This is a genomic window from Bacillus sp. S71, assembly GCF_016625265.1.
Classification (GTDB): domain Bacteria; phylum Bacillota; class Bacilli; order Bacillales; family Bacillaceae_G; genus Bacillus_A; species Bacillus_A cereus.
In genome coordinates this window covers 196058-214465 of record NZ_JACVUW010000002.1, presented here as the reverse complement: position 1 = coordinate 214465, position 18408 = coordinate 196058, and the positions used below count along the sequence as shown (strand labels likewise).

The window sequence follows — 18408 nt, the reverse complement described above, 5'->3', positions numbered from 1 at the left end:
TCACCTCCTACCGCATCATAAGTGTAATATTCCCCGCAGCAATAATAATTGTAATACTTAAAAAGAACATAAATGATACGATAGCTAAGCAAGCAAATACGTAAATGATGCTTCGTCCAATAATGTCTAAACATTGAATAATTGCTCCGCCGCCAACCGGTTGCAATACTGCTGCTGCGAATTTATAAATAAATGCAATACAGAAAATTTGAATCGCTGGAAAAGCAACAATTAAGCATAAAATGACGAGCCCAATAATTCCGACTGTGTTTTTCAATAATCCTGATGCGCTAATAACAGTATCTGCCGCTTCTGTAAACATCCTTCCAACTACTGGAATGAAGTTTCCTGTTACAAATTTAGCAGTTTTCACAGCTATTCCATCAGCAACAGCTGTTGCTGTCCCTTGTACAGATAATACTCCTAAAAAAATTGTTAAAAAGACACCGATAATCCCTACGCTAACGTTTTGCAGAAGCTTGGATAATTTCGTCACTTTATATTGATCACTCATTGTACTTACAATACTTAATATCGTTGCCAGTAATAAAAGTGGTAGAACGATATAATTCATAAGAAGCCCACTCGTATTCATTAAGAAAATGATAACCGGATGAAAAAATGATACAGATACAACCCCGCCCCCAGTTGCTATAAGCGCCAGCAAAATTGGCAATAACGCTAATATGAAATCTACCATTGTTTGTATCGTTTCTCTTGCATATGTCATAACGACATAAAAACTATTTAAAGCAAAAATAATAAGTACCATATACACAACAGCATCAGCAATTTTACTTACGCTACTTTTTGAAAAAGCGGATTGCAGTGATTGCAACAATGCACTAAAGATTGTGAGCATAATAAGTGTGCCAAGCAGTTTTCCATTAGCAGCAAGCTCATGAAATAAATATTTTAATAACCCTATCATCCACTCTTTTAGAGAGAATTCTTTTTCTCCCTTTACAAACTCCATAAAGCTCCCTTTTTGACTCTCTGGCAAATAGCCTCCATATTTTGTAACAAGCCCGTCCCAAAATTGCTTCACATCTTCAATTCCGAGCTTATCCAATTGTTGATCAACGACGTTTGTTTCTACAGGAGAAGCTTGTACAACAACCGGTAAAGAAAAGAAAAGGAAGCAAGCAAATAGCAGCTTAGCTCCAAACCTCCTCAACATTCACTCCCCCTTATCCCGTCGGTAAAAATCCGAGAATAGTTTCAATTACAACCGTCAAAATAGGAATCGCCATAACGAGAATTAAGATTTTCCCAGCAAGTTCAATTTTCGAAGCGATGGCACCTTGACCAGCATCTTTTGTAATTTGGGCTCCAAACTCAGCAATATAAGCAATTCCAATAATCTTTAGTAACGTTTCCACGTAGACGTTACTAACTTTCGCTTCACTTGCTACTCTCTCAATCATTTGTAAAATAGAATGAATTTGATCGATTAAAATAAGAAACATCACGCTACCTACGAACACAATAAATAAAGATGTAATACTAGATTTATGCTGATTCAAAACAGCAGCTAAAAACGTAGCAACGAGGCCTAATCCGACAATTTGTATAATTTCGATTCGAACCGCCTCCTTTACTGGAAGAGAAAGACACTTTTAATCTTGTCAAATAGCGTGTTAATTAAAAATGCAACATGAAATAAAATGACGACAAAACCGACAAGGATAACCCAATTTGCAATATCCTCCCGCTTTAATTCTTTTAGTACAGTATGAATGAAAGCTAAAACAATGCCGATTCCGGCGATTTGAAATATTAATCCAACATCAATGGACATCGCCTTTCTCCCCCCTATAGCAGTAAAATTACAATAAGTAGCCCTGCTAGTACCCCTAAGCTCTTAATCATTTTTTCGTATTGCAGTTGTAGTGCTTTCGCTTCTCCTTCTTCTCTCTCCAAATGTGTAATACATAAGCGAATATGTTTTTGTTGTGATTCACGATCATGTTGCCCGAGCGTTTCACCAAATTGCTGCAGTATTTCATACTCAGTTTGTTGAAATGCGGTTAACTTCCAGTTCTCTTTCAAACTATCTATCCACGCTTCTCTTACTGTTTGTTCCCCGCTTTGTAGTCTTCTGGCGAAACTTTGAAATATCCAATTTAATGGCTTTGGCATTTGTTTAACTAATCGCTCGGCAGCCTCAGATAAAGGTGTGTGTCCATACATAATTTCTGCTTCTAATGATTGAAGTGCTGATTTTAATAATCTAAGTTGCCTCGGCCTCTCACTATATCTTTTAGCGTATGAAAACCCGAAAAAGGTGCTGACCGCAACGATTAACACTGCACCGAATATTTTCACCATACGCCCTCAGCCTTTCTACTTGATAGCACTGGTTTTCCATATTTATCTTTCACCTGCATAACCGTTCCTGGACCCCTCGCTTTTGACAACTCCACAAACCTATCAAATATACCAAGCTCTAGCACTGCCTTTAGCGATGGACGTCTCACAACATCCTCATAGGAAAATCCGTGTGCACTTATAAAAAGCTGAACACCTGCATGCACTGCCTCCATAATTGCTTCACTATCTTCTTTACGGCCAATTTCATCTACGATCAAAATATCAGGACTCATAGAACGAATCATCATCATCATTCCTTCTGCCTTTGGACACGCGTCTAACACATCGACTCGGGTACCAAAATCATATTGCGGGATCCCTTTCACACAGCCAGCAATTTCTGACCGTTCATCAACGATCCCCACTTTACAAGAAGGAATTTCCGAAGCACTTACTCCTTGACTCATGCAACGAGCTACATCTCTTAAAAGTGTCGTTTTTCCCGTTTGCGGAGGGCCAATTACCATCGTGTTTAACCATCTTTTTTCATACAAATATGGCAAAAGCGGTTCAGCAATCCCTATTTTTTGACGAGCAATACGAATATTAAAGGAAGAGACATCACGAATCATTTTCACTGCGCTTTTTTCTGTAATGACTTTTCCCGCTAATCCGATTCTATGCCCCCCGCGAAGTGTCACATACCCACGTTTTAATTCCTCTTCCATCGTATAAATTGAGAATTGACTTAACTTATTCAGTAAGTAAATAGCATCCTCTGCAGTAGTGATATAGTCATAAAAAAACACCTTTCCGTGTGCAATACACTCTAGCGGTCTTCCAATTCGAACACGAATTTCCTCTAAAGCATCGTATTGCTTACATTCTTCAATTAAATACTTCATCGTTTTTGGTAAAACTTCTAATACCTCTTTCATCGGCTTCTCCCCACTATACTCGACTTACTATTTCAGTAATGCGATAAAAATACAGCAAATTCCAAGCGCTAGAAAAAAGAGCTTCAAGAAAGAAATTTCACTTGCTACACTCGCTATCCCAATTGTCATTGTTAAAATTAATACGGTAGGTCCAACAAACGCTAACATACCATTTATAAACAACGCTTTCTTCGCATCATTCACATAAAGCATAAGCAAAGCAGCAAATATCTCCGCACTACCTGAAAATAATCGAAGTGCTCCCATAACAAGCACGGATGTTTCCATTGCCGCTAGCCACTGTTTCATTCTTCCACCTTCTCCCGTAACAGTTACTAACTTCGTATTCTTAAAAAGAATATATTTGTACAACCATATGCAGAGGTTGTCTATTTCAGAAGTAAAAACATAATTTTTCTCTAAAGCCCGAATTAGAATCTGAATATTCATATTATTTTATGGTATATTATGGTACATTTAGTTTAAAAGGGGTAGAAAACATGCAGCACGTTACTTTATTACCACTCGATTTACGCTATACAAATGTGATTTTCGAGCTATCAAGTGATCCACATATAAAAAATGCATTAGGGATAACGGTAGAAAACATCGAAGACACAAAAGCATTTCTTCTTTTCGCAATAGAAGAAGAACATCAAAAGAAATCCTTATCGAGAATGATTGTGAATGAAGAGAATGAAATAATTGGCCTCACCACACTTAAACATATTAATGATGAGAAGAAGCAATCTCACATTGGTAGTTGGCTCGGCTATCCGTACTGGGGAAAAGGCTATAACGAGGCTGCTAAAAAAGAAATCTTTAAAATCGCCTTTTTAGACTTACAACTTTCCTACGTATTTGCTGGTGCTAAAACGAATAATACCCGCTCGTTAAAAGCACAAGAAAAACTACCTTATATTTCATTGCATGTGGAAAACAAGTTTCCAGACGAATACGCTGCACTAGAGAAAGAAGTAAAGTCAACTTGCTCTTTGCATGTCGTGTCACGTGAAAATTTTTTAAACTGGTTGAGATTACAGAATGAGGGGGAAAAATATGAAGACATTGAAAATTAGTTTAACCGTTGTAGTAGAATTAGCTCTTATTTATCTTTTTTCCTTATTGGTCGGTTGGTCATTTATAGAGACATTTTTCCTTGGTAGTTTAGCAATATTTGCAATTATGTGGTTAATTATTATGAGTAACCATAGAAATAACATTACAGATCACGCAATAAGTAAAACATTAACTGGTGTTGAGACTGGCGAAATAAAACCATTTCAAATTGTTTTGACTCCATCTATTATGGGTACTCTTTCACTTGTTTTAGTCAGTTTTATTATAACAGCTATTTACTATATACCCTATTTCCTATAAAAAAAGCACTCGTGAATTATCACGAGTGCTTTTCTACTATGCACGAGAAACGTATTTACCTTCACCAGTGTTGATGATAAGCATTTCGCCTTCGTTAATGAAGATTGGTACTTGTACAACAAGACCAGTTTCTAATGTAGCTGGTTTTGTTACGTTAGAAGCAGTATCACCTTTAATACCAGGCTCTGTTTCTGTAACTTGTAATTCAACTGTGTTTGGAAGTTCAACACCAAGTACTTCGCCTTGGTAAGTCATGATTGCTACTTCCATGTTTTCTTTTAGGAATTTAAGCTCGCGCTCGATTTGTTTTTCACCAAGCTCGATTTGCTCATAAGTTCCGTTATCCATAAATACGTGAGCCTCACCACTTGCGTATAAGTATTGCATACGACGGTTTTCGATGTGTGCTTTTTCTACTTTCTCACCTGCACGGAATGTTTTCTCCTGAACAGATCCTGTGCGAATGTTACGTAGTTTAGAACGAACGAATGCAGCACCTTTACCTGGCTTTACGTGTTGGAAATCAAGTACTTGCCAAAGGGCATTGTCCACTGAAATTGTTAAACCTGTACGAAAATCGTTTACTGAAATCATGTAAAAAAATCCTCCTGTGTATTACAAAATAATAAGTTCTTTTGGTGATTTCGTAATTACTTCATTACCTTCACTTGTCACAATGATATCATCTTCAATACGTACGCCGCCAATACCTGGAATATAAATACCTGGTTCTACTGTTACAGCCATGCCGGGTTCAAGTACTGTATCAGAACGGAACGCTAAACCTGGCGCTTCATGGATTTCAAGACCTATTCCATGACCAGTAGAGTGTCCAAAGTATTCACCATATCCTTTTTCCGTTATGTAATCACGCGTTAGCGCATCAGCCTCGCGACCTGTTAAACCAGCTTTAATACCGTTCACACCACGTAGTTGCGCTTCTAAAACGATATTATAAATTTCTTTTAATTTATCAGATGGTTCACCGACTGCAATCGTACGAGTAATATCAGAGCAATATCCTTTGTAATAAGCGCCGAAGTCTAATGTAACGAAATCTCCTGTTTCTATCACTTTTTCAGATGCCACGCCGTGCGGTAATGCCGAACGAAGACCTGAAGCAACGATAATATCAAACGAAGAAGATGTTGCTCCTTGTTTTCTCATGAAAAATTCAAGTTCATTTGACACTTCAATTTCAGATACTCCCGGGCGAATGAATGATAGAATATGCTCAAAGGCAGCATCTGCAATCTGTGCAGCTTCCTTTAATATCTTAATCTCTGAATCAGTCTTTATCAAGCGTAACTTTTCTACAAGTCCAGAAGTTGGGATAAATTCAGCATCAATCGCTTCCTTATGCGCTGAATAAGAACTATATGTAAGAGTATCTTGCTCAAAACCAAGCTTTTGAATTCCAAGCTCTTTCACTTGCTTTGCCACTTCATCAATGATTAATCCTGCGTGCTGTACAATCTCATATCCAACCGCTTGTTTACTTGCCTGCTCGACGTAACGGAAATCTGTAATAAATTGAGCACGATCTTTTGAAATAAGAACTACACCTGCTGTTCCTGTGAAGTTAGCCATATATCTACGACTATGTTCATTTGTTAACAAAATACCGTCAATGCCAGCCTCATCAAATGCACTTCGTAATCTTTCAATTTTCTCCATTACTTTATGCCTCCCTTAATTTCTCCATTAATGCAAATAACGCTAACTTATAGCCATAAAAACCAAATCCTACAATTTGACCTGCACAAACAGCTGCCGTCACAGATTCATGACGGAACGATTCGCGCTGATGAATGTTAGAAATATGTACTTCAATAACAGGAATCGAAATGCTCGCAATGGCATCACGAATCGCATAGCTATAATGCGTAAATGCTCCCGGGTTTAAAATGATCCCTTCATATATATCTTCCGCTTCATGAATAATGTCGATAATGGCACCTTCATGATTCGATTGGAAACATTCTAACTCCACTCCCATTGTTTCCGCTTCTTGCTTCATATCTGCTTCAAGTGTCGCTAGCGTGCCCTTTCCATATACATTTACCTCACGAACACCGAGGCGATTTAGGTTAGGACCGTTTACGAGGAGTAACTTTTTCATATTCTTAAAACTCCTTAATATTAAATATCTATACAATATTTTAACATAGGAGTTACTTATTTGAATAGTTCGTCTTCTCTCGCCCTTCTTGCTCTACTTTATTGCTATTTACTGCGTAAGAAACAGAATATGCTATAAACACACCATACAATATAAAAATACATATTGTCGTTACAATTGTCTCTTTTGGTAAATGGAGCGCACTTTTAATAACAGGAGCCATTAAACCCATCCCCAAAAACAGTAATGCCCACCAAAATAATCCATAAATAATTCCCGCAATAATCCCTTCAAACTTCGCAAAAAATGCTTTATACAAAAAGGCAATCAAAATTGAAAGAAGTCCCATACAAACTATTCCTGACACATTCCCCCATACACCTTCCTTCCAACTTCCAAACGCAAATGGTAAAAGGAAATAATTCGGTCCCGCCTCCGTGAATGAAAATATATGAAGGAAATACCATATCCCGCCCCAAAAGATTCCACCAAACAAACCGATTTGTACAAAATTCCTTGTTCCTAATTGTTCTTGACTCACATCGACACCTCCGCTCAATAGTATGCCCGAAACTATTTTGAAGCATGTTTAAATCCTGCGAAATTTGTCTATAAAAAGAATAAGAAATGTCCGACTCTCATAACATTTTCCCTTGTCATCTACTTGTATTTGCCGATAAAATAAAGGAAACTCGGTGATTGTCTTATTTCAAAACGACAGAACCCAGTATGACAATTGCCTCTTTTTCTACATAAGAGAGAAACAAATACAGGTTGGTGTTAACATGGCAGAAGAGTCAAAACAAATATATGGCGGGCAAGCGGTCATAGAAGGAGTTATGTTTGGCGGTAGAGAATATACTGTTACAGCGGTTCGTCGTAAAGATAAATCGATTGAATTTTATCGATTACCACGCGTTCGTAATAAAGTATTATCTATCCTAAAAAAAATTCCATTTTTACGAGGTATTGCCGCTATTGTGGATGCAAGTGCGAATGGAGCAAAGCATTTAAACTTCGCTTCAGAACGATTTGACGTCCACCCAGAAGATGATGAACAAATTGCAAATAAAAAAGAAGAACAATCAAAATTAACGATGGTATTAGGAGTTGCAGCTGTTGGCGTTTTATCTTTCATATTCGGTAAAGTCATCTTCACAGCAGTTCCTGCACTATTAGCTGAATTAACGAGACCGATTTTCCCATCTCATACTGGGCAAATCATTGTCGAAAGTGTCATTAAGCTCATGCTATTATTGAGCTATATATACTTTATTTCTTTAACCCCACTTATTAAGCGGGTATTTCAGTATCACGGTGCAGAGCATAAGGTAATCAATGCTTATGAGAATAACCTTCCTCTGACTGTAGAAAACGTTCAAAAGCAAACTCGCCTCCATTATAGATGCGGCAGTAGCTTTATTATATTTACAGTCATTATTGGAATGTTCGTTTATTTCCTAGTCCCTACAGATCCTCTTTGGGCACGAGTTATAAACCGAATTTTATTAATTCCAGTTGTACTTGGTATTTCTTTTGAAGTATTGCAATTTACAAATCGATTAAGAGATATTCCCGTATTACGCGTACTTGGATATCCTGGGTTATGGCTACAACTATTAACAACGAAAGAACCAACAGATGACCAAGTGGAAGTAGCAATTGCATCGTTTGAAGAATTATTACGTTTAGAGAACAAACAATAATTATTTAAAAATGGTGTTCAACTCCTTTCCTCATCGTTAATATACTAATTTTAATATACGTTTTTAGGAGGTGTCCCTTATGAACGGTCGTTCGTTTACTTTCGCTATATTTGTGCTTATTATTGGATTGGCAATATTCGGCCTTGTTTCATCTGTTATTACAAATCCCATGGGTGTATTAAGAAATATCGGGTACATGTTACTTGTTGTCGGTATCTTTTACTTGCTATACAAGATGTTTACAAATTCCAGTGGTTCCGCAAATTCGCAAAGCTCATATAAGCGTGCGGCAAAACAATCGAACCGCAAACATGGGAAACAAAATGTAGCACCCCTAGGCAATTCTTTCTTTAAGTCAAATACTTCTAATGACAAAAGTAAAAAAGGGAATTCTTCCACTTTGAAACGAAAAAGAAAACAGTCTCATTTAACTGTCATTGAAGGAAAAAAAAGTAAAAAGAAAGACCGTGCTTCCTTTTAGGAAATACGGTCTTTTTTTTTACTTTGAAGCACTTCTTTTAAACTTTTCTCTCTCATACTTTCAATTCGAAGATGATGATTTTTAAATGGTAAATTCCGTGTCACATCATTAGGTACAACAACGCACGTTAATCCCGCTGCAACTGCTGCTCTCAATCCATTTAATGAATCTTCAAATACAACAGCTTCAGATGGCTTAATTCCTAATTCTTCTATTGCAACTCGATAAAGAGCTGGATCTGGTTTTACCTTCTCAACATCTTCTCTCGTTTTAATTACTTCAAAATATTCTCGAATCTGTAGCTCTTCTAAAAAATGAATAACCCATTCTCTAGACGAACTAGAAGCTAGTGCGATTTTTAATCCCATTTCTTTCGCTTCTTCTAAATATTCTTTTACCCCGTCACGAGCTTCTGGTATTTTCATTTTCTCTTTATGTAAAGTTGCCACTTTTTCTTTTAATACACTTTTGTTAAACTTCTCTTTTAATTGATCATTTAAATATGCATAAAGTACCTCATCTGTTGTTCCAATGCATTTCGCAAATTCCTCTAAAGGTAGTTCCCCGCCGTATTCACGAACAGCATCTCTGAAAGAGTGAAACCATATCGTTTCTGTGTCCACAATTAATCCATCAAAATCAAAAATAATTGCTTTCATAATTCTCCCATCCTTTTCGAATTGAAATAAAAAAGGAAACGCCATCCGTTCCCCTTAATTACTTTTCTCTTCATTTGCTTTTTGAACACCACGAAGTGTTTCCACTCGAACCTCATCTTGTTCAAAGTATTGTACTAAATCACCGATACGGTCAATTGATTCCCAACTTAAATGATGTTCAATTCCTTCTACATCATTATAAATTTTGCTTTCATCCACACCGATAATGCGCATAAACTGTTCTAACAATTCATGTCGATATACGAGACGTTCCCCGATTTTTTTACCTTTTGATGTTAATACAAGCCCTCTATATTTTTCATAAATTAGATATTCGTCTTTGTCTAATTTTTGTACCATTTTTGTTACAGAGGATGGATGTACACTAAGCGCTTCAGCAATATCAGATACACGGGCATAACCCTTTTCATCAATCAACAAATAAATTTGTTCAATATAATCTTCCATACTAGGGGTAGGCATCGGTTTCCTCCATCCAATTTCATTTTGCTTATTCCGTACGAAGCAATCAATAAAATGATACACCAGAAAGAATAACGTGACAAGGTGGAAACGAGCCTAAATCTGCAAAAGTGAAAAGAACCTGTATTCACATACAAGTTCCTTTCATGTAAAATATTGAATTTCTGCGTCAGGAAAAAAGTGATGAATATATCCTCGAATCGTTTCCTCCAATACTTCTGCATCATCTTTTTTATATACATATTTCCCAATTCCATATCGTCCCCATTTATACTTTCGCTTCTCTTCATCCATTTCAAGCTTCGTATTTGGATAACGCTCTTGAATAACCTTTTTCGCTGGTTTCGTAAAACGATGCTGAATTAATTCAAACGTTAAATTTGGTATCGTCATATCTTTCAGCGCATTGTACAGTCGCTCAAATAGTTCACGATATCCTTCTTCCCATCCTTCATGCATATAAAGTGGCGCGACTATAAAACCAAGTGGATAACCTGCACCTGCTACTTTACGTGCCGCCTCAATTCGCTCCTCAAATGGCGATGTCCCTGGTTCAAAATTTTTAATTACATATCGTGAATTTATACTAAACCTGAAACGAGTTTTCCCATTATGCTTTGCATCTAATAAATGATCAACGTGCGAATATTTCGTGACGAAACGTAAGCGCCCATATTCACTTTCTCCAATGAATTCAATCGCCCGCTTTAATGCATGTGTTAAATGATCAATCCCAACAATGTCTGATGTACACGCTGCTTCAAATCTTGTTATTTCAGGTGCCCTTTCATCCATATATTGCTTTGCCTTCTCAAATATTTCATCAAGATTCACATACACACGAACGTAAGGCTTACTCCCAAGTGTTGTTTGCAAATAGCAATAATGACAATGTCCCATACACCCTGTTGCGAGCGGAATTGCATATTCAGCTGACGGTTTTGACGTATCAAACTTTAGCGTCTTCCTTACTCCAACGACAAGTGTAGCCTTTGCATTACGATACTTTTGCAAATCATTTTCTCCTGGCAAATTTCTAATTTGATTATGTGATGTCGTTTCACGAATTTCTAATCCCATCTTCGTAAACTTCTCATAAAGCTCTTTTCCAAGCGGATATTCAAGTGCCTTTGGTTCAAAGTAAACGAGTTTTGGCATAAATGGTTTCATGTGCTTCCCTCCCTCTCGTTAGTATGGGAAACGTTAAAAAATTAACACGCATTAAAGTTTTCCACTTCAGTAACTTGCGTTGCAAGTTACTGAATGTTATAATTTGGATAACAGCTACCTTGCAACGCAAGTTACCTGAGTAAAAGGTGGTGAAATCATGCACAGCCAAATGTTAAAAGGTGTACTAGAAGGTTGCATCCTATACATCATTTCACAAGAAGAAGTGTACGGATATGAACTGAGCACAAAATTAAATAAACACGGATTTACATTCGTAAGCGAAGGAAGCATATATCCGTTATTGTTACGTATGCAAAAAGAAAAATTGATTGAAGGAACATTAAAAGCCTCCTCACTCGGTCCAAAACGAAAATATTATCACGTAACCGATAAAGGATTAGAGCAGCTTGAAGAATTTAAACAAAGCTGGGGAATGGTTTCAACTACGGTAAATAACTTATTACAGGGGGAGTGATAGGGATGAATGCACAAGACATGATTGAATTGAATAATAAAAAACGTGAGCTTCTAACACCTGAAAATGAAGTTGCTTATAGCGATATGTTAGTTTATCTTCGTTTATCTAACGTGCCAGAGCAACAAGTAGAAGAACTATTACTAGAAATATTAGACCATCTCATCGAAGCACAAACAGAAAATAAAAATGCTTATGACATTTTTGGTGATGACTTACAATCTTATTGTGATGAACTCATATCGGCTTTGCCGGTTCAAACAATGTTAGAAAAAACTTCTTTAATCGGCTTTGTTATTAGCTTACTTCTCGCTATACAGTTTGGAATGGACACCATTGCTTCTCTTTTCATTTTCTTTTTTGAAAAGAACACCGAAATAATAAGTCCACCTTTTAGTATCCTTGGAACTACTTCGTCTGTTTCAATAATTATACTAGGTATACTATTTATTTTATATTTATTAAAGCGGTACTCCTTTGATCAGAAAGTGAATTGGAAAAGAAGAATTCTATTTGGATTCGCATTTGCTATCCCGTTTTGTTCCGCTATATTCTTAAATATTTATTTTAAAAAACAACCTTATCTCATTTATCATCTAACCTTTTGGCAAAATGCCTTAATCGCTATCTTATTTTTTATTTTATATAAATTACTATATAAAAAATCAAATTTTTAACAGCCCTTCAAAAGGCTGTTTTTTCTTCTGTCTAATTTTACAAATTGAAAAATTTCATAAAGAAAATAAGAAAAATGCAAAATAATTAAAGTTAATTGTTGACGTGATGCTTTTATTATCGGTATCATAAATCTTCGTGAGCAATTATTTTTCGTTATACGATTTTTTTATTATTACTGAATTTTTGAGAGGAGAAATTAGATGTCAGTTAAGAAGAAAACGCAAGTACGCACCGGCAAAATGGTACGTGAACTAATGTTAGCAGACGAAGATGTAAATGCTTCGCTAATTATGGTATATAGTGAAAACGGTGTAAACGCAGAAATTAAAATCGAGGGCTTAACGCCGAAATGTAACGAAGAATTATTTTTGAGCGGAAACGTGGATTGGAACAAGAGTGTTATTTATAAAATTGTTGATTTCACTGGGAACGCTGAAGTTGGTAAAGTTACATTAACAGCGATGAACAAAAACAATGTTTCTCTAGAAATTGAACGCGTTATGTGGAGCAAAGAGAATAAAGAAGCTGCTGAGCAAGAAGAAACTGTTATAGAAGCTACTCCGAAAAAAGAAGTAGTTGTAGAAGCGCCAAAAGCAGTTACACCTGCTCCAAAACCTGTTACGCGAGTAGAAACACCTGCAGCACCTAAACCTACTCCGGTACCAACACCGAAGCCAGTAAGTGTAGAAGCTGCTATGGAATTATCTACTCCAGCACCTGTGAAAAAAGCAGTACCAACTCCAGTTACAAAGCAAGAGTCTGCACCGGTTGCGCCTGCAAAACCGAAGCAATCTGCTTTGACTGAAACAAATACAAAACTACAAGAAAATTATGTTAAACTCGTGAAAAAGACAATTGAAGTTTGTCAAGATTACGAGCTTGGCATCGACATAGATGATTCTATTGAAAGCTTAAAAGAAGAACTACAAAGCCAAGGTATTAGCGTTACATTTGACAAAGAAATTATGGACGTTGTAAGTCGCCTTCGTTCTTTACAAGATAAAGGAATCAAAGTAGAAAAAGTACTTAATTTACTATAAAAAAATAAGAGGTGGCAATTGCCATCTCTTATTTTTTATAATTCCACTCATTACTTTCATACTTTTCTTTCGCTAACGTTTGAACTTCATGTAACTGTTCTTCTGTTAATTCATATGGAACAAGTTCTACATCCAATCCTTTTTCAAAGCCAACTTCAAACGCTTTAATTAACTGTTCTATCGTAAATGTACGGTCTGTTAATTCATTAATTGCTACTGCTTTAGAAGAGAACATACTCTTCATACGTTCCTTCACACGTTCATTTGGGAATAAAAATAGATCATATAGTTCATCTAAATCAATTTCTAATGGAATCGATCCATGCTGTAAAATAACACCTTTTTGACGTGTTTGAGCACTACCAGCAATTTTTCTTCCTTCCACTACAATTTCATACCAAGATGGTGCATCAAAACATACACCTGAACGTGGATTTTTCAAATTTTCACGATCTGCTTCTGTTTTTGGAACTGCATAATATGCTTCTAACCCTAATGCCTTAAAACCATCTAATAAGCCTTGCGAAATAACACGATATGCTTCTGTAACTGTTTTCGGCATATTCGGATGATCTTCAGACACAATAACACTATACGTTAACTCTTTGTCATGTAGTACACCCCTGCCGCCTGTTTGACGACGAACGAATCCATATTTTTTTTCGTTAACTACATCCATATTAATATCTTTCTCAACACGTTGAAAATATCCAACTGTTAATGTTGGTACTTCCCATTCATAAAAACGAATTGTTGGTGGCATTTTCTTTTCACTTTGCCAATTTAACAAACATTCATCTAACGCCATATTAAATGCCGGTGAACATTGACCAGAGTTAATATAACACCATTTTTCTTTTCCCATCCTGCACCTCATATAACCAATTATTTTTCACATTCTCTAGTCTACCAAATTCGACAAAATTTGTGAAAGAATACGAAATTTCTTCTTATATGCAAATGAATCTGTTGCATAAATACATATGGGCATTATAATATTGAAAGTAGGATAAGAAAAAAGGGAGCGATAGAATCGTGTCAACAACTTGGATTATTTTATTAGCCGTAATCGTAGCATTTATCGGCTACACTGTATGGATGTACTTCTATCAGAAAAAATTAATTAAAACTCTTACAGAAGAAGAATTTCGCGCTGGCTACCGTAAAGCACAGCTTATCGATATTCGTGAAGCAGACGAATATAACGCAGGGCATATTTTAGGTGCACGTAACATTCCGTTATCACAAATTCGCCTTCGCCATAAAGAACTTCGTCAAGATCAACCTGTTTACTTATATTGCCAAAGCGGATTCCGTACAGGTCGTGCAGCGCAATACTTAAAAAAACAAGGCTACAAAGATTTCTACCAATTACAAGGTGGATTTAAATCTTGGACAGGCAAAATTAAAAAGAAATAATAACATACAAAAAACTAGCTGAATAAATCAGCTAGTTTTTTCATTTCATCTTATTCGCAATGTATAATAAATTCTGCTTGATTACCTTTTCATCGTTCTCTTCTACATTCCGATACAGCAGCTGATATTCAATTCCTTTCTCTTTCCATATAAGCGTAGCAAATTCGTCACCACGTTCATAATCATCTTTATTTTTAAAATAAGCAGACGTTCCATTATTCAGTTTCATTTGTTCTTGAAATCGCTTCTCTTCCATAAGATCCGGAAAACTATAAGGAAAGTTCGCGACATTTAACTCAATATACTCATTTCTACCTGGCTCCTTCTGTTTATATTTAATCGTTAAGACAGCGTTCTTTTTCCCAAGCGTTCTTACTTCACCCTTCACATCACTTGTAATGTCGTACGGTAAAAACGTTGGAACTTTAAACTTCACCGGAAAATATTTTGGAAGTTCCTTTAGCGGAATAGGATCCGTAACACGATCCATAGCTCCTCCTGTTGTTCCCACAAAGTGTTTTTCTTCTTGCATCGTTTGCTGAAACGAACACGAACTAAGTACAAAACTAGAAAACACGAAACAAATGATTCTTTTTTTCAATTTGTTTCCGCCCTTTCATACCGCTCTCTTAACGAACGAAGCGTTGATATGCTCTTCATATTCGCTTTGTCATCAAACTCCACCTTTGAAAACTTTCCACGTTATTCTCACACATTTTGACAACACTTTTTGCAAACAAAAAAGACCCCTATCATTCTTACGCCCAAGTGAAAAGGTTACGCGAATAAAAAGAAGTCTTATTAATACCATAGTTTGTGAAAAGCTTTTCAGGTCAAGATTTTTTCTTTCTTATTATTTTCCCTTTATAATAAGGGAAAGAGGTGATACATATGGCCAATATAAAACAAATTGCTAAAACTGCTGGTGTATCGATATCAACTGTTTCTCGTGTTCTGAATAATCACCCTTACGTAAAAGAAGAAAAGCGTAAGCGTGTTCTAGACGCTGTTGAAGAATTAAACTACGCAAAAAATATAAATGCTGTCCATTTAATAAGAGGGAAAACATATACAATTGGCGTTATGCTTCCTTTCATTAACCTCCCCTACTTCAGTACCATTATTGAAGGAATCGGTAACGAAGCATTATTAGCTGGATATCACATTAATTTATGCCAAACAAATTACGATAGCCTTGAAGAAATTCGTGTTCTTGAAATGATGAAAATGAAACAATTTGATGGGATGATTATTTGCTCCCGAACGAGCTCTTGGGAACAAATCGAACCTTTCGCAAAATTTGCCCCTATTATTTCATGTGAAAAAATGAAGCCCCCCCTCATTTCATCCATCTACGTAGATCATTATGAAGGTTTCCGTCTCGGTACTGCCTATTTACTAAGTAAAGGCCATGAAAAAATCGGAATTTGTTTAGCAAGAAAAACAAGTGTAAATTCCATGGAGCGCGAAAAAGCGTTCGCCGATACCCTTCGTAACGAAGGGAAAACGTTGCATCCTGAATGGATTTTCCACCAATGCTATACAATGCAGGACGGAGCACAAATACTCCATCGTATTTTAAATATGAAAAATCGTCCAACTGCTATTTTTACAGCGAACGATCAAGTTGCAGCTGGTTTATTAACAGAGGCTCGAAAACATGGTATTCGAGTACCTGAAGACCTTGCTATCCTTGGATTTGATAATCATGAAATTTCAAAGGCATTAGAAATTTCCACAATTGAACATCCCGGTCTCGCAATGGGCTCACATGCTTTTTCTTTATTCCATAAGCAGATCCAAAGCGAGCAAATTGTCGGCAGTGCAAAAGAACTTTCATTCCATTTAATTGAGCGAGAGACTGTCTAAAAAGAGCGTTACCTATAACGCTCTTTTTCAGCTCTTCACCTATTGACATTATATTTTTTATCTCATATAATGAACCTAACGAACGGTAGGTAGGGGATGAAAATGACAGCAAACCGCATTAAAGCTGTAGCACTTTCTCATTTCGCACGCTACGGCTATGAAGGAACTTCATTGGCAAATATTGCTCAAGAAGTTGGGATTAAAAAACCATCGATTTACGCACACTTTAAAGGAAAAGAAGAGCTATATTTCATATGCTTAGAATCTGCTCTTCAAAAAGATTTGCAGAGCTTCACAGGCGATATCGAAAGCTTTTCCAATTCGTCCACTGAAGAATTGCTTTTAAAATTATTAAAAGGCTATGCAAAACGCTTTGGTGAAAGTGAAGAATCAATGTTTTGGTTACGAACTTCTTATTTTCCGCCTGATGCATTTCGCGAACAAATTATTAATAAAGCAAATGTACACATTGAAAACGTCGGAAAACTTTTATTCCCTGTATTTAAAAGAGCAAGCGAACAAGATGAGTTGCATAACATTGAAGTAAAAGACGCCTTAGAGGCTTTTCTATGCTTACTCGACGGTCTTATGGTTGAACTACTATACGCAGGTTTAAATCGTTTTGAGACACGTTTAGACGCTTCTTGGAAAGTATTTTGGCGCGGACTTTCAAACTGACGGATTGCTCCTTTGCAATGCGTCGTTTTTAAGCCCTTTACCTAACGACTGGTAGGAAGGAGAAATGACATATGGCATGGATTTATGTAATCATCGCTGGTATTATTGAAATATTTTGGGTGATTGGACTAAAAAAAGCAGAGGCACCACTTGAATGGGCTGGTGTTGCTCTATTAATTACAATTAGTTTCGTCTTATTATTTAGAGCTTATAAAGATTTACCTGTCGGCACTGTATACGCAGTCTTTACAGGAATCGGAGCTGGTGGAATCGTTCTTACAGAGATTTTCATCTTCGGAGAACCTTTCTCTATCTTAAAAGTTTTATTAATCGGTTTAATCTTCTTTGGAGTAATTGGTTTAAAACGAGTAACAGAAGAAAAAGAAGCGAAGGAGGCCGCATAAAATGGCTTGGGTATTTTTAATTCTAGCTGGTATTTGTGAAATTATTGGTGTACTCTTTATGAAAGTAGCCACTGAAAAGAAAGGCTGGGCACCAAAAGTTATTTTAATCGCTAACTTCGGCGTAAGCTTCTTCTTCTTATCTCTTGCGATGAACACATTACCGATGGGAACTGCTTACGCAATTTGGACTGGAATCGGAACTGCTGGAAGTGCAATTCTAGGCATTCTCATTTTCCGAGAATCAGCGGATTGGCGTCGTCTTGCTTTCTTAAGCTGTATTCTATGCGGCGCTGTTGGCTTAAAACTATTAAGCTAACGTGAGGTGAATGTCATGTGGAAAGAAAAAGGAAAGAAAATATTAGCATGGATCACACTTAGTATCCTCATTCTATTACAAATAAGTTTTCATATAATAGAATCATTGTTTCATAAAGTATTATCCATTCTCACATTCCTTCCTAACATGACACTTGAAATTATATCGATTGTTTGGTCCATTATCGCCTCCATTGCAATCGTCATTATATGGAGTATCGCCAAACTATGGAATAAGTTATTTAAAAAGGACAGTACTTCTGAAAAAGAATAACTGT

The 18408-nt window shown here is 36.5% G+C and carries 28 protein-coding genes; 13 read left to right on the top strand and 15 right to left on the bottom strand.

What is annotated here, in order from left to right:
• Positions 1 to 7: 7 nt before the first annotated feature.
• From spoIIIAE to IBT51_RS04560, 6 genes are read right to left on the bottom strand one after another with little or no spacing between them, the layout of a single operon-like run.
• Positions 8 to 1180 (bottom strand): stage III sporulation protein AE, encoded by a 1173-nt coding sequence (gene spoIIIAE / locus IBT51_RS04585; RefSeq protein WP_000946113.1) that lies wholly within the window; start codon positions 1178 to 1180, stop codon positions 8 to 10.
• A gap of 10 nt (positions 1181 to 1190) precedes the next feature.
• The gene (gene spoIIIAD / locus IBT51_RS04580) at positions 1191 to 1574 is read right to left on the bottom strand and encodes a stage III sporulation protein AD (RefSeq protein WP_077393170.1); all 384 of its coding nucleotides are present in this window, start codon (positions 1572 to 1574) and stop codon (positions 1191 to 1193) included.
• A 23-nt stretch (positions 1575 to 1597) separates the two neighbouring features.
• Positions 1598 to 1801, bottom strand: coding sequence for a stage III sporulation protein AC (gene spoIIIAC, locus IBT51_RS04575; protein ID WP_000020914.1), 204 nt, complete (start codon positions 1799 to 1801; stop codon positions 1598 to 1600).
• A 14-nt stretch (positions 1802 to 1815) separates the two neighbouring features.
• Positions 1816 to 2331 (bottom strand): stage III sporulation protein SpoIIIAB, encoded by a 516-nt coding sequence (gene spoIIIAB, locus IBT51_RS04570; protein ID WP_000238703.1) that lies wholly within the window; start codon positions 2329 to 2331, stop codon positions 1816 to 1818.
• Positions 2325 to 3251 carry a stage III sporulation protein AA gene (gene spoIIIAA, locus IBT51_RS04565; RefSeq protein ID WP_000665907.1) on the bottom strand — a complete coding sequence of 309 codons (927 nt, stop codon included), beginning with the start codon at positions 3249 to 3251 and terminating at the stop codon, positions 2325 to 2327. Before spoIIIAA ends, spoIIIAB begins: the two co-directional genes overlap by 7 nt.
• 27 nt (positions 3252 to 3278) lie before the next feature.
• Entirely contained in the window at positions 3279 to 3560 is a 282-nt protein-coding gene (locus IBT51_RS04560; protein WP_000816050.1) for a YqhV family protein, read from the bottom strand.
• A gap of 191 nt (positions 3561 to 3751) precedes the next feature.
• Here IBT51_RS04560 and IBT51_RS04555 point away from each other — a divergent pair, with 191 nt between their 5' ends.
• Both IBT51_RS04555 and IBT51_RS04550 read left to right on the top strand, forming a co-directional pair.
• Positions 3752 to 4330, top strand: coding sequence for a GNAT family N-acetyltransferase (locus tag IBT51_RS04555; RefSeq protein ID WP_023522996.1), 579 nt, complete (start codon positions 3752 to 3754; stop codon positions 4328 to 4330).
• The gene (locus IBT51_RS04550) at positions 4311 to 4631 is read left to right on the top strand and encodes a hypothetical protein (protein WP_078400973.1); all 321 of its coding nucleotides are present in this window, start codon (positions 4311 to 4313) and stop codon (positions 4629 to 4631) included. The genes IBT51_RS04555 and IBT51_RS04550 overlap by 20 nt, the downstream gene beginning before the upstream one ends.
• A gap of 36 nt (positions 4632 to 4667) precedes the next feature.
• Here IBT51_RS04550 and efp read toward each other — a convergent pair whose 3' ends face one another.
• Genes efp through IBT51_RS04530 form a run of 4 tightly spaced genes read right to left on the bottom strand, consistent with a single transcriptional unit; the run spans position 4668 to position 7294 of the window.
• The gene (gene efp / locus IBT51_RS04545) at positions 4668 to 5225 is read right to left on the bottom strand and encodes an elongation factor P (RefSeq protein WP_000626513.1); all 558 of its coding nucleotides are present in this window, start codon (positions 5223 to 5225) and stop codon (positions 4668 to 4670) included.
• Between the two features lie 21 nt (positions 5226 to 5246).
• The gene (gene pepQ, locus IBT51_RS04540) at positions 5247 to 6308 is read right to left on the bottom strand and encodes a Xaa-Pro dipeptidase (protein ID WP_000411037.1); all 1062 of its coding nucleotides are present in this window, start codon (positions 6306 to 6308) and stop codon (positions 5247 to 5249) included.
• 4 nt (positions 6309 to 6312) lie between these two features.
• Positions 6313 to 6753 (bottom strand): type II 3-dehydroquinate dehydratase, encoded by a 441-nt coding sequence (aroQ, locus tag IBT51_RS04535; RefSeq protein WP_000735140.1) that lies wholly within the window; start codon positions 6751 to 6753, stop codon positions 6313 to 6315.
• A gap of 52 nt (positions 6754 to 6805) precedes the next feature.
• A complete protein-coding gene (locus tag IBT51_RS04530; protein ID WP_000076886.1) occupies positions 6806 to 7294 on the bottom strand; it encodes a YqhR family membrane protein in 489 nt (162 codons plus the stop codon).
• 244 nt (positions 7295 to 7538) lie between these two features.
• Between IBT51_RS04530 and IBT51_RS04525 the strand changes: the two genes are divergently transcribed.
• Both IBT51_RS04525 and IBT51_RS04520 read left to right on the top strand, forming a co-directional pair.
• Entirely contained in the window at positions 7539 to 8459 is a 921-nt protein-coding gene (locus IBT51_RS04525) for a DUF1385 domain-containing protein (protein ID WP_000807120.1), read from the top strand.
• A 79-nt stretch (positions 8460 to 8538) separates the two neighbouring features.
• Positions 8539 to 8940: an SA1362 family protein gene (locus tag IBT51_RS04520; RefSeq protein ID WP_001014463.1), complete on the top strand. Its 402-nt coding sequence runs from the start codon at positions 8539 to 8541 to the stop codon at positions 8938 to 8940.
• Here IBT51_RS04520 and IBT51_RS04515 read toward each other — a convergent pair.
• The 3 genes from IBT51_RS04515 to splB form a co-directional block, all read right to left on the bottom strand.
• Entirely contained in the window at positions 8937 to 9599 is a 663-nt protein-coding gene (locus IBT51_RS04515) for an HAD family hydrolase (RefSeq protein WP_141552616.1), read from the bottom strand. The two genes, IBT51_RS04520 and IBT51_RS04515, sit on opposite strands and share 4 nt — an antisense overlap.
• A gap of 54 nt (positions 9600 to 9653) precedes the next feature.
• Positions 9654 to 10082, bottom strand: coding sequence for a transcriptional regulator MntR (mntR, locus tag IBT51_RS04510; protein ID WP_001143080.1), 429 nt, complete (start codon positions 10080 to 10082; stop codon positions 9654 to 9656).
• Positions 10083 to 10226: 144 nt separating this feature from the next.
• The gene (gene splB, locus IBT51_RS04505; protein ID WP_065485176.1) at positions 10227 to 11252 is read right to left on the bottom strand and encodes a spore photoproduct lyase; all 1026 of its coding nucleotides are present in this window, start codon (positions 11250 to 11252) and stop codon (positions 10227 to 10229) included.
• A 157-nt stretch (positions 11253 to 11409) separates the two neighbouring features.
• On the opposite strand from splB, the gene IBT51_RS04500 reads away from it, so the two are divergent.
• The 3 genes from IBT51_RS04500 to IBT51_RS04490 all read left to right on the top strand — a co-directional run bounded on the left by IBT51_RS04500 (position 11410) and on the right by IBT51_RS04490 (position 13445).
• Positions 11410 to 11727: a PadR family transcriptional regulator gene (locus IBT51_RS04500; RefSeq protein ID WP_000556083.1), complete on the top strand. Its 318-nt coding sequence runs from the start codon at positions 11410 to 11412 to the stop codon at positions 11725 to 11727.
• Between the two features lie 5 nt (positions 11728 to 11732).
• Positions 11733 to 12404, top strand: a complete 672-nt coding sequence (locus tag IBT51_RS04495) for a DUF1129 domain-containing protein (protein WP_069356190.1) — start codon at positions 11733 to 11735, stop codon at positions 12402 to 12404.
• A 201-nt stretch (positions 12405 to 12605) separates the two neighbouring features.
• Complete coding sequence (locus IBT51_RS04490) at positions 12606 to 13445, top strand: hypothetical protein (protein ID WP_200458067.1); 840 nt, start codon at positions 12606 to 12608, stop codon at positions 13443 to 13445.
• Between the two features lie 28 nt (positions 13446 to 13473).
• Here IBT51_RS04490 and IBT51_RS04485 read toward each other — a convergent pair whose 3' ends face one another.
• Complete coding sequence (locus IBT51_RS04485) at positions 13474 to 14310, bottom strand: lipoate--protein ligase family protein (RefSeq protein ID WP_000514081.1); 837 nt, start codon at positions 14308 to 14310, stop codon at positions 13474 to 13476.
• A gap of 170 nt (positions 14311 to 14480) precedes the next feature.
• On the opposite strand from IBT51_RS04485, the gene IBT51_RS04480 reads away from it, so the two are divergent.
• On the top strand, positions 14481 to 14864 hold the full coding sequence (locus IBT51_RS04480; RefSeq protein WP_000108653.1) for a rhodanese-like domain-containing protein: 384 nt from the start codon (positions 14481 to 14483) through the stop codon (positions 14862 to 14864).
• A 40-nt stretch (positions 14865 to 14904) separates the two neighbouring features.
• Here the strand turns inward: IBT51_RS04480 and IBT51_RS04475 are convergent, their stop codons facing one another.
• Positions 14905 to 15441, bottom strand: a complete 537-nt coding sequence (locus IBT51_RS04475; protein WP_033695179.1) for a hypothetical protein — start codon at positions 15439 to 15441, stop codon at positions 14905 to 14907.
• Between the two features lie 314 nt (positions 15442 to 15755).
• On the opposite strand from IBT51_RS04475, the gene IBT51_RS04470 reads away from it, so the two are divergent.
• From IBT51_RS04470 to IBT51_RS04450, 5 genes are all read left to right on the top strand, one after another.
• Positions 15756 to 16733: a LacI family DNA-binding transcriptional regulator gene (locus IBT51_RS04470; protein ID WP_200458068.1), complete on the top strand. Its 978-nt coding sequence runs from the start codon at positions 15756 to 15758 to the stop codon at positions 16731 to 16733.
• A 96-nt stretch (positions 16734 to 16829) separates the two neighbouring features.
• Positions 16830 to 17411: a TetR/AcrR family transcriptional regulator gene (locus IBT51_RS04465; RefSeq protein WP_002005730.1), complete on the top strand. Its 582-nt coding sequence runs from the start codon at positions 16830 to 16832 to the stop codon at positions 17409 to 17411.
• A 71-nt stretch (positions 17412 to 17482) separates the two neighbouring features.
• Positions 17483 to 17815, top strand: a complete 333-nt coding sequence (locus tag IBT51_RS04460) for a DMT family transporter (protein ID WP_098125886.1) — start codon at positions 17483 to 17485, stop codon at positions 17813 to 17815.
• Position 17816: 1 nt separating this feature from the next.
• Entirely contained in the window at positions 17817 to 18131 is a 315-nt protein-coding gene (locus tag IBT51_RS04455; protein ID WP_200458069.1) for a DMT family transporter, read from the top strand.
• Positions 18132 to 18146: 15 nt separating this feature from the next.
• The gene (locus IBT51_RS04450; RefSeq protein ID WP_000265372.1) at positions 18147 to 18404 is read left to right on the top strand and encodes a DUF3975 family protein; all 258 of its coding nucleotides are present in this window, start codon (positions 18147 to 18149) and stop codon (positions 18402 to 18404) included.
• Positions 18405 to 18408 lie beyond the last annotated feature (4 nt).